The following is a 12,650-nucleotide window of genomic DNA, read 5'->3' as shown; positions in this document are numbered from 1 at the left end:
CCCTGGAGCACTACTAGACCGCGTAGACGGGGGCGAGATCGACGAATATGCGGTAGTCCGAGATCAGGCCATCGTCACGGGTGCGCCAGATCGATACGGCCACGGCGCTCGCGTCCTTGCCGTCGAGCCTCCGGTAGGTCACCTCGGTCTCGGCGATGACGTCGGCGTCCACCTGCCAGTTCCGGACGATCCGATGCTGCAGGCCGCCGATGGTGGAGTAGAACTCCCGGAGTCCGGCGACGATGGCCTCACGTCCCACAAGCGGTGCGGCGTTTCCGAAGACCATCGTGGCATCCTCGGCCAGCAATAGTCCGAACTCGTCAGGATCGAACGAATCGACTGATCGGAAAACGCGTCGCACCGCATCGTCGGACATGCCGGTCCCTTCTCGCGCAGACGAGATCACTCATGGGGACGATACGGGCCGAAGGCTGGCGTGCAACTAGCGCAAAGGTGGCGATTTCGTCCCCAGTCCGGCTCGGAGATCTGTCTGCCATGACGCCGATGAGCGGCTCCGCGCCCGAGATCGAGCAGTTGGGCCGGCGCCCAGGCACACTCCTGTGGGCCACGCCCGGCTTACGGGAGCAGGTGAACGCTCACGGCCGGCCTCGCTTGCGGCGATGGTCCCGGTGGTTTGTTTGGGGTGTGGACCCGAGGTCGGGTGTCTTGTAGGTGACCAGGGGGATGGTGGTGGCCACGGGCGTGGCCAGGTCATGGTCGACGAGGTCGGCGATGACTTGCTCGATGCGCTTGTAGGCCGTTGGCGCCTCCTCGAAGAGGAGTTGGCGGTCGCCGCACACCACCAGCGACCCCATCGGTGTGCGGCGTAGCTCTTCGACCGTGTGCTTGGCCCGGCCCCGGCGCAGGGCGTCCGCACGGGACATCTTCCGGCCCGCTCCGTGCGCCACGGAATGGTTGGCGTCCGGCCCGGCGTGGCCGGCCACCAAGTAGGAAGGGGTGCCTCGCGTACCGGCGATGAGCACGTCGCGGCCGTCGCCCGGCGCCGCCCCCTTGCGGTGCAGGTAGATCTCGTCGCGGACCTCGACCAGGTTGTGGCACTGGTCGAGGATCGGCTCGGTGGGCTCGGTCCCCAGCGCGTGGGCGACCCGGGCGGCCAGCAGCCGCCGGTTGAGCGCTCCCCAGCGTACGGCGTCGTCATGCATCGCCAGGTAGGCGCCGGGATCAGGGGCGGGGCCCGCGCCGTGGACTGCGGTGTGGGCTCGGAGGATGCGTTCGCCCAGCCCTCGGGAACCGCTGTGGACGATGAGGACCAGGTCGTTGGTGGCGAGTCCGAGACGGCTCGCGTGGCCCGGCTCGAAGACGGTTCCGATGCGCGCCAGCTCGACGAAGTGGTTGCCTCGGCCGACCGTCCCGAGGCCTTCGACGTGACCAGCGGGAATATCGCCCTTTACAACGCCCCAGGCCGAGTCGTCGGCATCCTGCTCGGGGTGCAGCGCGCGATCCAGATCGGGGAACCGGGCGGCGAGTTTCTCGGGTACGGCGCGCTTGAGCTTGACGGGGAACACGGCGATGCCGCAACCGATGTCGGAGCCCACCAGGAACGGGTACAGCCTGGTCGACGCCATGGCGGCGCCGATCGGGGCGCCTTTGCCAGGGTGCAGATCCGGCATGGCGGCGACGTGCGTCATTCCGTCGAGGGCGGCCACCTGGTGGCACTGGGCGACGGCATCGGACTCGATCCAACTGGTGGGGGAGGCGAACACGGCGACGGTGGCCGACCCCGTGGCCGGGACGGACGGCGGCAGAAACTCCTGCCGATTGCGTTGCTGAGACAAAGACGCTCTCTACTGGACAGGTTATGAATGGGCGGCATTACAGCGCGAGTCGGCGCCGTGGTATCTCGATGTAGCGGGGTGTTGTTCGTCAGAGCAGCATGGATACAAACGTTTCCTGAATCCGCCAGGCGAGGCAAGCGATTTTCGGCCGTACGGGTTTGCACTGCGGAGGAGTGCAGAAGGGCCCTGGAGCACTCCGTGTCTACTCCGCGTCATCTACTCCATGCCGTCTACTCCATGCCGTTTACTCCGTGCCGTACGCCGGCAGGCGCTCCGGCAGTCCGAGCCGCGGGAACCGGTCGTCGTGGAAGATGACGATCTCGGTGATCGCCTCGCCGGTGATGCGCAGGACGTCGATCGTCAGCGGCAGGTACGCGCCCTCCCGCTCCCGCCAGAGGTAGAAGGCGACGGCGGGCTGCCGGTTCACCGAGGTGGGGACGGCGCGCAGGTTCTTCATGCGACCGAAGCCGTCCTCGACCCAGTCGTTCACCACCGCGTCGCGGCCGACGTACAGGCCCGGGGTGGGCGGCATCGAGCACGTCCCGCAGGATCAGCACGGGCCCGCGGGCGCGGCGCGAGGTGCTGGACTGCGACCAGGTACGCCAGCTCGATCGTCTCCCGCGCGACGGCGACGGTCTCCGGCTCGTCCGCCTCGCTCGCGGGCAGCTCGTCGAGCAGCCAGTCCGGGTAGGGCTGCAGCCACAGCACCTCACCGCCGGTCGCCGGCTCCGGGCGGCACTTGGCGAGCAGGTCCAGGCAGGCGTTGATGGCCATCCGGTACAGCCAGGCCCGGAACGTCGACCGCCCCTCGAAGGTCTCCCGCCGCCGCCAGGCACGGAGGAACGTCTCCTGCACGGTGTCCTCGGCGTCCTCGAACGACCCGAGCATCCGGTAGCAGTGCACGTGCAGCTCCCGCCGGTGCCGCTCCGCCAGCCCCGAAAACTCCGGCTCGCCGACTTCGCCCAGACCGCTCACGCCCAGCTCCTCCAGCCGCGTGTCCGCACTCATCACGTCATCCTTCCGCCTTGTCGTGTCCCGTCGTAGGTGTGACGGGCGCGGGCGCGACAACTCATCACCGGGGCCGGCCGGCATGGCGGATTCGGTGGCGGAGCACGACGCGCGGGTACGGCACGAGGACCACCGAAAGGATGGGCTTGATCGTGGAGCTGAGGACGCCGGCGAACTCGGCGGTGACCTCACGCCATCTGCCCATCGCCTTTCCCGCGGTCCGCGCCGGCCGCCCCTCCGGCCGGTGCGGTTCGTTCGGCCTCGTCGATGGCCCAGGCGGCGTTGATGAGCCCGATGTGGCTGAACGCCTGCGGGAAGTTGCCGAGCAGTTCGCCGCTCCCGGGGTCGATCTCCTCGGACAGCAGGCCCACGTCGTTGGCGTACGCGGCGGCTCGCTCGAATGCCTCCCTGGCCCGGCCGACCTGCCCGGACATGGCGAGCGCCTGCGCCAGCCAGAACGAGCACAGCAGGAAGGCGCCCTCCTCGCCGGCGAGGCCGTCGACGCCGCCCTCGGTGCGGTAGCGGTAGACCAGGCCGTGGTCGTCGGTGAGCCGGTCCGCGACCGCGTCGATCGTGGCCAGCACGCGCGGGTCGTCGGCGGGCAGGAAGCCGATGATCGGCACCATGAGGGCGCTGGCGTCCAGCTCGTCGGAGCCGAACGACTGCGTGAACGCCCCCACGCGGTCGTTCCAGCCCTCGCGCAGCAGAGTGTCGCGGATCTCGGCGCGGGTCCGCCGCCAGGACTCCACACGATCCTGGGCGTGCAGGAGGCCGACGAGGGCGATGCCGCGGTCCAGCGCCACCCAGCACATGAGCTTGGAGTACAGGAAGTCGCGCGGCTCCCCACGCACCTCCCAGATGCCCTGGTCCTTTTCCGTCCAGCGCTCGGCAGCGGTGTCGGCACAGGCGATGAGGAAGCGCCGGACGTCGTCGTCGATGTCGACGATCTGGTGTTCGAGGCGCGCGGCCGCGTCGAGCAGCTCGCCGTACACGTCGATCTGCCGCTGGTTCCACGCGTCGTTTCCGACGCGTACCGGCAGGCTGCCGCGCCAGCCGCGCAGGTGCGGAAGGGTGCGCTCGCTCAGGTCGTGCTCGCCGCAGACGCTGAACATGATCTGCAGCGCGCGGTCCTTGCCCAGGGATGGGGCCGCGGTGGTGAGGAAGGCGAAGAAGTCGCTCGCCTCGTCGGGGCAGGCCGCGACCCACAGGGCGCCCATGGTCAGCGACGCGTCCCGCACCCACGTGTACCGGTAGTCCCAGTTGCGCTCGCCGCCGGCCCATTCGGGCAGCGACGTCGTGGCGGCCGCGACGATCGCGCCGCTGGGCTGGAAGGACAGCGCCTGCAGCACCCGCCCGCTGTGGTGCACCAGGTCGCACCATGGGCCGTCATAAGCCTGGTGGAGGCTGGACCACGACTGCCAGGCGGCGATCGTGTGGTCCAGCCGGGCCGCCAGTTCCGCCTGGTCCCACACCCGCGCGGGAGCCTCCTCCAGCGTCGAGCGGTGCAGCCCGAAGTGCCGTGTCTCGCCCTCGCGCACCGTGAACACGCCGTATCCGCTGCAGCCGCCGATGCCGAGGGAAACCGGCGTGGTCAGCACAAGCCACTCGGCGCCGCCGCGGGCGGTCACGCCGCCGTCGACGACGGACAGGATCGGGTGGATCAGGCCGTACTCCGGCCGGGGCCGGTACTCGATCTCCATCGGCACCTCGCCGCCGAGGCCGGACACCCGCCGGGCGAGCAGGTGCGGCACACCGACGCCGAGCCGGTGGCCGCCGTCGTCCGGTCCGGTGAGCAGGGCGTCGGTGAGAACGACCGTGCCGCTCCCGGTGTGGAAGGTGGTCTCCAGCACCATCGTCTGCGGTACGTAGCGGCGCGTCGTCTCGTACGGGACGGCCGGGCGGATCGCCCAGTGCCCAGCCTCGTCGTCCAGCAGGCGGGCGAAGACGGACGGCCCGTCGAAGCGGGGGAAACACAACCACTCGGCCGATCCGTCCCGGCTGATGAGGCCGGCGGAATGACGATCGGACACCAACGCGAGGTCGGCGATGGGTGTGGTGCTCATCAGCGCCCGATACCCGGAGAAGACGTCGATGGCGCGCACGGGCCGGAAAATCGCGGTAAAGGCGGGAAAACCAAGCGCCCGAGGCGAAGATCACGCGTTCCTCAAGCCGCACCTGCTCGGCGCTTCACCCTCCCGTACGCGGGCACGTCCATGGCTGAATCGCGGACATCGGAGACTGACACCCTGAACACCGGGGAGAACCATGGACACCAGGGAGAACACTGCCCACGCTGATGTTCTCGTCATCGGCTTCGGCAAGGGCGGCAAAACCGTGGCCGCGAAAATGGGCCGTCTCGGCCGACGCGTGATACTCGTCGAGCAGTCGAACCGCATGTACGGCGGCACCTGCCCCAACATCGGCTGCGTGCCGACGAAGGCGCTCGTCCATCACGCGGGCAAACCCCGGATGAGCGACTCTCCGCAGGAGCATTACGAGCATGCGGTGAGAGAGGTTCAGGCGCTCACCTCGACGTTCCGGGCCGGCAACTTCGACTCCCTGAACAGCGCCGACAACGTGACGGTCGTCACCGGTCACGCCGCTTTCATCGACCCGCACACCGTCGGCGTCACAGCGGGCGGCGATCGTCTCACGATCACCGCCGAAACGATTCTGATCAACACAGGCGCCGAGCCCATCATTCCGGACATCCCCGGCTTGCGCGCGAGCAAGCGCACGCTGACCAGCACGGATCTGATCCAGACGACGACCCTGCCCGAGCGGCTGACGATCCTGGGCGGCGGATACCAGGGCGTCGAGTTCGCCTCGATCTACCGCAGGTTCGGCTCACAGGTCACGGTGTTCGAAGCCGCTGCGAGGATCCTGGGGCGTGAGGACGACGAGGCCGCCGCCGTCGTGGCCGACATCCTCCGGAACGAGGGCGTCGAGATCATCACGGGTGCGCGCGTCACCGAGGTACGCGACCGCGACGCCGTCACGATCGTCACTTACGAGAAGGACGGCCGGGAGCACACCCTGGAGACCGACGCCGTTCTCGCGGCCAGCGGCCGCGCGCCCGTGACGCGAGGCCTCGGGCTGGACGCCGCCGGTGTCCGCACCACCGAGCGAGGGGCGATCGAGGTCGACGAGCACCTGCGCACGAGCCGGCCGCACATCTACGCCCTCGGCGACGTACGCGGTGGGCGGCAGCACACCTATCTGTCCCTCGATGACAGCCGCATCGTCCTCGACCAGCTGATCGGTGAGGGCAGGCGCTCGACGGCCGATCGTGTCGCGATTCCCCACACCGTGTTCATGACCCCACCGCTGGCGGCGGTAGGGCTCACCGAGAAGGAGGCCCGCGAGGCGGGACACCGTGTGAAGATCGCAAGCGAGGCCGTCGCCGACATCGTCGCGATGCCTCGCGCGTACATCGTCGAGGAGACCCGCGGGCTCATGAAGTTCGTCATCGACGCCGACACCGACGAGATCCTCGGCGCGGTGCTGTTGAGCGTTGACGCGCAGGAGCTCATCAACACCGTCGCGCTCGCCATGCGGCACGGCGTCAAGGCGGCCGAACTCCGCGACGCCGTCTACACCCACCCGACGTCGACGGAGGCGTTCAACGAGGTCCTCGGGACGATCGTGCGTTCCGACGCGCGCACGTAGCCCGGAGCCCTACCCGCGCGCGCTCGCCGACGTGTGCACGGGCCGGCGTTACCAGCGGGCCGGCGTTACCAGCGGGCCGGCGACCGGCTGCGGCCGGCGGAGAACGAGCCGGGCGCCTGTCAGGACATGGGATCCCTCAACCCGGACGATCCGGTCGTTTCTGGTGATCCGCCCTCGCGTGAGCCTTGACCCAGCCCAGCGCCATGTCGAGGGCGAGCACGAAGGGCTGTTCGTCCTGCATGGTCTCCGCGAGCAGATATCCGCCCTGCAGCGCCGCGACCACCTCCAGGGCGAGGTCCTCCGCGGCGACCTCGGAGCTCAGTTCACCGCTGTCCTGGAGGCGGGCGAATGTGCTCGCCATGTCGCCTGTCCACGTGCCGAAGGCGCCCGCCAGCGTACGGCGAGCGGTATCGCAGCGGCCGGCGAGCTCGTTGGCCAGTGAGCCGATCGGACATCGGTAGCCGCGCTCGCTCAGGCCTGAGACCAGCGCGTCACGCCACTTGTCGAGCTCCTGCATCGTGTGCAGCTGCTCAAGCAGCTCCTTCTGAGCGGAGAGCACGCGGTTCGCCTGCGTCGCGATCACTTCGGCGACCAGCGCCTCTTTGTCGGGAAAGTAGTGATACAGCTGTGATTTGCTGACGCCGCAGGTGTCCACCACCTGATCGAGGGTTGTCGCCGTGACCCCTTGCCTGTGCATCAGGTCCGCAGTGGTCGCGATGATGCGTTCGCGAGTGGCCGCGCCGCGCGCGGTACGTCGCGGAGGATCTTTTCCCGATCCTCGACCAGGCATAATGTCAAATTTATACCTGCGGGAATCGGAACCGGGCCGGCCGCTACCGGCGCTCGGCGGCGTGCAGGGCGTCCGCCGCCGTCAGCAGGGAGGCTCCGAGAAGCACGACGTCCTTCACCAGGAACTGCCCCGCGAGCGACAGCTTCGGCTCCCCGCGTGTCTCTTGCCACGCCTCGGGCGTCGTGGCCAGGAAGCTGAGGGTGGTGGCGAACATGCCGACGGCGGCGAGGCTGCCGAGGGCCGACGCTCTCGGCGCAATCGGTTTCGCGCCGATCAGCGAGCCCAGCACGATTTCAGTGACGCCGAGCAGTCTGGCGACGTTCTTCTCCCCCAGCCTGGCGATAAGCCACGCGAGCGGGGGGCTTGAGGTCACCAGGGGGCGAATGTTCTCCACCTCGTAGTCTTCGAATTTTATTCGCCCGATCTCCAGAAGGTTGATCACCAGTCCATACCGGATGGTGGAGATCCCCACGCTGTGCATTGTTTTTCTGATGCGGTGGATTTTCATGGAATCATCGCCTAACACGTCGCTTGTATGGCTCGATGTGGGACTCGAAACTTCAGCCAACGCCAAGCGTCAGGTCATGCCGCACCGTCGGTGTCGAGGCCGCCCCGATCACTGCTACGGCGACGATCACGCGGCCGGGCCGTGTCCGCGACGCCGCTCGCTACGCTTCCTCTACCCGTGAATCCCCGTGGGTGACCGGCCGATCAGGCGCGGAACCGCGGGTGCCGGGAGCCGGCGGACGCCGGTCCGTGGTGGGAAGCCGGAGCACGAACCTGGCACCGCGCGATGAGTCTTCGGTCGTGAGGGTCCCGTTGTGGGCGTGGGCGATGTCGCGCGAGATGGCCAGGCCGAGCCCGCTGCCTCCGGGCTCCCTGCGCCGGCCGTCGTCCAGCCGGACGAAGGGCTCGAAGACGCGCTCCCGGTCCTGCGGCGCGATTCCGGCGCCGTCGTCCTGCACGCTGATGACGGCCGAGCCCTCCGCTCGTCGCACGGTGACCTCGACCGTTGTGCAGGCATGCCGCCGGGCGTTGACCAGGAGGTTGTCGATGACCCGGATCAACTGGATCCGGTTGCCCAGAACGCGCACATCGCGGTCGGCGTCGACGTGGACCGGGACGCCGCCCGTCAGAGCCGCCGCCTCCTCCGTCACCAGCGCGCCGACGTCGATCGGCTCGTACGCCGCCGGGTCACCGGCACGGAGCCGAGCCAGCACCAGCAGGTCGTCGATGATCGTTTTCAGGCGATCGACGACCGTCAGGACCTCCTTGATGGTCTGGCGCGGGTCGACGTCGGCGGGGTAGAGCACCGCCTCGTCCAGCCGGGCGCGAAGGGCGGCGAGCGGCGTTCTGAGCTCGTGCGACGTGGTGGAGGCGAACCGGCGCTGCTCCTCGAACATGTCCGCGTTGTCCACGGCGAGCCCCGCCCGGCCGGCGATGTCGCCAACAAGGGACAGATCGGCCGAGTCGTACACCGAGGAGGTCTCGCACCGGGCCAGGGTGAGCGCACCCAGCACCCGGCGCGGTGTGCGCAGCGGCGCGACGATGGCCGAATGGGCGCCCAACTCCTCGTACGGCCGCCGCCGCAGGACGCTGCGCTCCTTCTCCGGGTCGATTCGCTCGGCCAGATCCTCGGGGCCCAGCAGCACCGCGGGGCCGCCGCGCAGCACTCGCGCCATCGGCGCCTGGGAGGTCTCGGGAAACGCCGGAAGCGGCCCCTCCAGCCCCCTGCACTTGACACCGCTCCGACCCTGCTTGACCACGACCGCCACCCGGTCCACCCCGTTGCCGCCGGGGCTGAGCAGGTCGATGATCGCCCAGTCGGCCAGCCGGGGCACCAGCAGCCGGGACAGCCGCCGCAGCGCCTCATCGACCTGCAGCGTGGAGGCCAGCACGGTGCTGGTCTCGGCCATCAGCGACAGCCGGTCGGTCAGCTTCTCCATTGCCGCAAGGGCGGCCGCCTGCTTCTGCTCCACGGCCTTGTGCCGCCACAGGTCGTAGAACAGGACCACCGAGCCCATGTCCTCCTCCCCGCCCATCGGGAGCGGAGCCACCATCACGCCCAGGGGGACCAGGCCGCCGGACCCGCGAGTGAACCACGACTCCTCGCTGCGGACGTACACCCCCTCGGAGAACGCGCCCGAAAGCGGGCAGTCCTCCCGGGAGATCGGGCTTCCGTCGGCGTTGCGGTGCAGCAGGTCGTGGGAGTCGGCGCCGATCCACTGCTGTGCGGGACGATCGAGCAGCCTCTCGGCATACGGATTGACCATGAGGATCTTCCCCGTATGGTCGACCACGTAGAGACCCACACGCAGACCCTGGAACAGGGCCCTGACGAGTCTTTCGCTGAACCCGTACCTCGCCCAATCCTCTAGGTCGCCGGCTGTCATGGCGGTTCCCCCTCACCCCGAGTCCTCACGGACGAACGCGGATGATCGTCTTCCCCTTGCGTCGCTCGGTCGGGTTGAGTGCGGCGACGGCGTCGTCGAGGGTCGCGATGTAGCCGATGTTCGTCCGCAGCCGTCCGTCACGTACCCGCTGGACGACCTCACCCAGTTGGGCACGGTCGGCCTCGACGACGAAGTCGACCGCCAGGCCGTCCGCGGGCCGCGCCTCGGGCGGCCCGACGACGGTCACCAGCGTTCCTCCGGGCCGGATCAGACCCGCGGACCGCCTCTGGATGTCTCCGCCGATGACGTCGAACACCAGGTCGACGCCGCCGACGTCCTCCAGCGCGTCGTTACCGAGGTCGACGAACTCCTGCGCGCCGAAGTCGAGCGCCTTCTGCCGGTCGCCAGCGCGTCCGGTGCCGATGACGTACGCGCCGAACTCCCGCGCGAGTTGCGTCACCATCGACCCTACTGCGCCGGCCGCCCCGTGCACGAGGACGCTCTGCCCCGCCCGAAGGCGGCCGTGGTCGAACAGTCCCTGCCATGCGGTCAGCCCCGAGATCGGCAGGCTCGCGCCCACCGTGAAGTCGACGTCGCCCGGGAGCGGCGCGAGGTTGCGTGCCTCGACGGCCACATACTCCGCCAGGGTGCCGTCGCGATGCCAGTCCGTGAGGCCGAACACCCGTTGTCCGACCGACAGCCCCGTCGTGCCATAGCCGAGGGCGGTGACCACTCCGGCCATCTCGTGCCCGGGGATCGACGGTGTCCGGTCACGGTCGCGGCGATCGGTCCAGGTCGAGGGCCACTCCGTCTCGGTCGGGACGAATCCCGACGCATGAACCTCGACGATGACGTCGTTGATCGCTGCCGGCGGCTCGGGCCGCTCCACCAGCGTCATCCCGGCCGTTCCCGCGGCCTGGTCCGTCACCACGATCGCTTTCATGGGAATCGCCTCCTCGGCTGTTTGTCTCTTCGGTGAATCGATGGGCTTGTGTGGCTCACGGAGCGAACGCGGATGATCGTCTTCCTGCCGGTCCGCTCGGACGGGCCGGCGAGCGTTCGTTCGTCTGTCCTGTCAGGGCTCTCAGCAGAGCTCTCAGCAGGGAGACGAGGTGGCCCCCCGCGTTGTGACAGCTCAGACATGAGAAAGTTTGGCCGGGTTGAGGACCCTGCGGTACGCGGCGATCAGACCGGCTGCGATCTGCAGCGTGTCCACGGAGAAGACACGGCCCTCCCGGTGGCACACCAGGGCGAGCTCGCCGCCGACCTCGACGAGGTCGATGCGGTCCGGACGCCACCGGCGGCCCACGCACCATCACCTCGGCGACGCGTTCACCACCGCGGACGGGCTTGCGCATCGCGGCGACCTTGCCGCCGCGATCGGTGACGTAGACGGCGTCGGGGTGCAGCAGCCTGATCAGGCCGGCCAGATCCCCGGCCTCGTAGGCGGCGCGGAAGGTCGCCAGCACACGTGCACGCTCCGCGGTCGACGCCTGCGGCGACGACCGCTTCGCGTCGGCCACCCGCCGCCGCGCCCGCGAGGCCAACTGCCGGGCGCCCGGCACGGAGACATCCAGCACCTCGGCGATCCGGACGAACTCGAGGCCGAAGACATCGTGCAGGACGAAGGCCACCCGCTCCAGTGGGCTCAGCTCCTCCATGATCAGGAGCATCGCCGAGGCGACGGACTCGTCGACGAGGACCGGCTCGGACGCGTCCGGCCCCGTCAGCAGTGGTTCCGGCAGCCACGACCCGACATAGATCTCCCGGCGGAAACGGGCACTCTTGAGAATGTCGTACGACCGCCGGGCGGCCACCGTGACCAGCCAGGCCCGCAGATCGTCGATGTCCTGCAGATCTGTTCCGGCCGCCCGCAGCCACACGTCCTGGGTCACGTCCTCGGCATCGGCCACGCCGCCCAGCAGCCGGTAGGCCACGCCGAAAACCGCGGGCCGGTGCCTCTCCCATTCGGCTCCGAACGTGTCCTCATGGCCAGACCGTCCAGGCGCGTTCTCGCTGCCCATAAAGATCGCAACCTCCTCCGGCTCGCGGATCGAGCGGTGGTCGTCCGAGCACGGCACGCCCCGGGGAAGGCTCGGGGGCAGGCCGGTGCGAGGAATTTCCGGCAGCACTTCCGGGGGAGCGCCGCGTCCGGCTGCGGGAGATCTCACTCGTCGATCGCGTTCCGGTCGAGGAGTGGCAGCCGGAGGACGAAGCGCGCTCCGTGGGGGGAGTCTTCGATGCGCAGGGTGCCGTGGTGGGCGTGGGCGATGTCGCGGGAGATGGCGAGTCCCAGTCCGGTGCCGCCGGTGTCGCGGCGTCGTCCTTCGTCCAGGCGGGTGAATCGTTCGAAGATGCGTTCGCGGTCGGCGGGTGCGATGCCGTCGCCGTCGTCGGTGACCGTGACGACGGCTTGGCCGTCGGTGGATTCGACGCGGACCGTGACGCCGGTCCTGGCGTGCCGCCGGGCGTTGGTCAGGAGGTTGTTCACCAGCCGGATCAGTTGGATCCGTGATCCGTGCACCCACACGTCTCCGGTCGTGTGGAATGTCACCCGCGCGTCGTCGGAGTGTGTGCCGGTCTCGGTGGCGGCCAGTGTGGTGAGGTTGATCGGTTCGTGTGGTGCCGGCTGGCCTCCGCGGAGCCGGGTCATGGTCAGCACGTCCTGGACGATCGCTTCCAGGCGGCCGGTGACCGTCAGGGCTTTGCGGATGGTGTCGCGGGGATCGACGTGGTCGGGGTGGAGTAGTGCTTCCTCCAGTTGGACGCGTAGTCCGGCGATGGGTGTCCGGAGTTCGTGGGAGGTGACGGAGGCGAGGTGGCGTTGCTGTTCGGCCGGGCGTAGCGCCCGGTCGATGACGGTCCAGATGAGGCGGCCGCCGGTCAGGACGATCAGGAGGGTGGCTCCGGTGATGAGGTATTCGAGGCGGTGTGTCGCGAGGAGGGGCGGCTCGGTTGTTCCGGCGTAGACGACGGGTGCGTCGGGGGCCGGTG

Annotated in this window: 13 protein-coding genes; 1 reads left to right on the top strand and 12 read right to left on the bottom strand. The window is 69.2% G+C overall.

The features are described 5' to 3' along the window. Positions 1-13: 13 nt before the first annotated feature. From FLX07_RS23200 to FLX07_RS23185, 6 genes are all read right to left on the bottom strand, one after another. Entirely contained in the window at positions 14-376 is a 363-nt protein-coding gene (locus tag FLX07_RS23200; protein ID WP_142573330.1) for a nuclear transport factor 2 family protein, read from the bottom strand. A gap of 220 nt (positions 377-596) precedes the next feature. Further along, positions 597-1,796, bottom strand: a complete 1,200-nt coding sequence (locus FLX07_RS23195) for an RNA ligase RtcB family protein (RefSeq protein ID WP_189104870.1) — start codon at positions 1,794-1,796, stop codon at positions 597-599. A gap of 244 nt (positions 1,797-2,040) precedes the next feature. Next, positions 2,041-2,328 carry a sigma-70 family RNA polymerase sigma factor family protein gene (locus FLX07_RS37125; protein ID WP_208762347.1) on the bottom strand — a complete coding sequence of 96 codons (288 nt, stop codon included), beginning with the start codon at positions 2,326-2,328 and terminating at the stop codon, positions 2,041-2,043. Further along, on the bottom strand, positions 2,283-2,804 hold the full coding sequence (locus tag FLX07_RS23190) for a sigma-70 family RNA polymerase sigma factor (protein WP_208762346.1): 522 nt from the start codon (positions 2,802-2,804) through the stop codon (positions 2,283-2,285). Before FLX07_RS23190 ends, FLX07_RS37125 begins: the two co-directional genes overlap by 46 nt. Positions 2,805-2,868: 64 nt before the next feature. After that, positions 2,869-3,009 carry a hypothetical protein gene (locus FLX07_RS36595; RefSeq protein ID WP_167748366.1) on the bottom strand — a complete coding sequence of 47 codons (141 nt, stop codon included), beginning with the start codon at positions 3,007-3,009 and terminating at the stop codon, positions 2,869-2,871. Continuing rightward, positions 2,993-4,906: a glycoside hydrolase family 15 protein gene (locus tag FLX07_RS23185; RefSeq protein ID WP_208762345.1), complete on the bottom strand. Its 1,914-nt coding sequence runs from the start codon at positions 4,904-4,906 to the stop codon at positions 2,993-2,995. The genes FLX07_RS36595 and FLX07_RS23185 overlap by 17 nt, the downstream gene beginning before the upstream one ends. Before the next feature lie 163 nt (positions 4,907-5,069). On the opposite strand from FLX07_RS23185, the gene FLX07_RS23180 reads away from it, so the two are divergent. Further along, positions 5,070-6,473 (top strand): FAD-dependent oxidoreductase, encoded by a 1,404-nt coding sequence (locus FLX07_RS23180; protein WP_142573328.1) that lies wholly within the window; start codon positions 5,070-5,072, stop codon positions 6,471-6,473. Between the two features lie 136 nt (positions 6,474-6,609). Here FLX07_RS23180 and FLX07_RS23175 read toward each other — a convergent pair whose 3' ends face one another. From FLX07_RS23175 to FLX07_RS23150, 6 genes are all read right to left on the bottom strand, one after another. Further along, complete coding sequence (locus FLX07_RS23175) at positions 6,610-7,263, bottom strand: TetR/AcrR family transcriptional regulator (RefSeq protein WP_142573326.1); 654 nt, start codon at positions 7,261-7,263, stop codon at positions 6,610-6,612. Positions 7,264-7,306: 43 nt separating this feature from the next. Further along, positions 7,307-7,771, bottom strand: coding sequence for a YkgB family protein (locus tag FLX07_RS23170; protein WP_142573324.1), 465 nt, complete (start codon positions 7,769-7,771; stop codon positions 7,307-7,309). A 160-nt stretch (positions 7,772-7,931) separates the two neighbouring features. Then, positions 7,932-9,656 carry an ATP-binding protein gene (locus FLX07_RS23165; RefSeq protein WP_142573322.1) on the bottom strand — a complete coding sequence of 575 codons (1,725 nt, stop codon included), beginning with the start codon at positions 9,654-9,656 and terminating at the stop codon, positions 7,932-7,934. A gap of 25 nt (positions 9,657-9,681) precedes the next feature. After that, the gene (locus FLX07_RS23160) at positions 9,682-10,599 is read right to left on the bottom strand and encodes an NADP-dependent oxidoreductase (protein ID WP_142573320.1); all 918 of its coding nucleotides are present in this window, start codon (positions 10,597-10,599) and stop codon (positions 9,682-9,684) included. Positions 10,600-10,654: 55 nt separating this feature from the next. Further along, entirely contained in the window at positions 10,655-11,680 is a 1,026-nt protein-coding gene (locus FLX07_RS23155) for a sigma-70 family RNA polymerase sigma factor (protein WP_208762344.1), read from the bottom strand. A 143-nt stretch (positions 11,681-11,823) separates the two neighbouring features. Continuing rightward, the coding region (locus FLX07_RS23150; protein ID WP_244311166.1) for a sensor histidine kinase at positions 11,824-12,650 on the bottom strand (827 nt) is incomplete at its 5' end.

This window comes from Microbispora bryophytorum (assembly GCF_006874465.1).
GTDB classification, from domain to species: Bacteria; Actinomycetota; Actinomycetes; order Streptosporangiales; family Streptosporangiaceae; genus Microbispora; species Microbispora bryophytorum.
The sequence above is the reverse complement of the archived record's forward strand: the minus strand, read 5'-3'. Positions and strand labels throughout refer to the sequence as shown.

Excerpts from the sequence above, each read along its gene's own strand:
- FLX07_RS23175 (WP_142573326.1), bottom strand. The coding sequence starts at position 7,263 with ATGCCTGGTCGAGGATCGGGAAAAGATCCTCCGCGACGTACCGCGCGC.
- FLX07_RS23170 (WP_142573324.1), bottom strand. The coding sequence starts at position 7,771 with ATGAAAATCCACCGCATCAGAAAAACAATGCACAGCGTGGGGATCTCC.
- FLX07_RS23190 (WP_208762346.1), bottom strand. The coding sequence starts at position 2,804 with ATGAGTGCGGACACGCGGCTGGAGGAGCTGGGCGTGAGCGGTCTGGGC.
- FLX07_RS23155 (WP_208762344.1), bottom strand. The coding sequence starts at position 11,680 with ATGGGCAGCGAGAACGCGCCTGGACGGTCTGGCCATGAGGACACGTTC.
- FLX07_RS36595 (WP_167748366.1), bottom strand. The coding sequence starts at position 3,009 with ATGGGCAGATGGCGTGAGGTCACCGCCGAGTTCGCCGGCGTCCTCAGC.
- FLX07_RS37125 (WP_208762347.1), bottom strand. The coding sequence starts at position 2,328 with ATGCCGCCCACCCCGGGCCTGTACGTCGGCCGCGACGCGGTGGTGAAC.
- FLX07_RS23160 (WP_142573320.1), bottom strand. The coding sequence starts at position 10,599 with ATGAAAGCGATCGTGGTGACGGACCAGGCCGCGGGAACGGCCGGGATG.
- FLX07_RS23165 (WP_142573322.1), bottom strand. The coding sequence starts at position 9,656 with ATGACAGCCGGCGACCTAGAGGATTGGGCGAGGTACGGGTTCAGCGAA.
- FLX07_RS23180 (WP_142573328.1), top strand. The coding sequence starts at position 5,070 with ATGGACACCAGGGAGAACACTGCCCACGCTGATGTTCTCGTCATCGGC.
- FLX07_RS23200 (WP_142573330.1), bottom strand. The coding sequence starts at position 376 with ATGTCCGACGATGCGGTGCGACGCGTTTTCCGATCAGTCGATTCGTTC.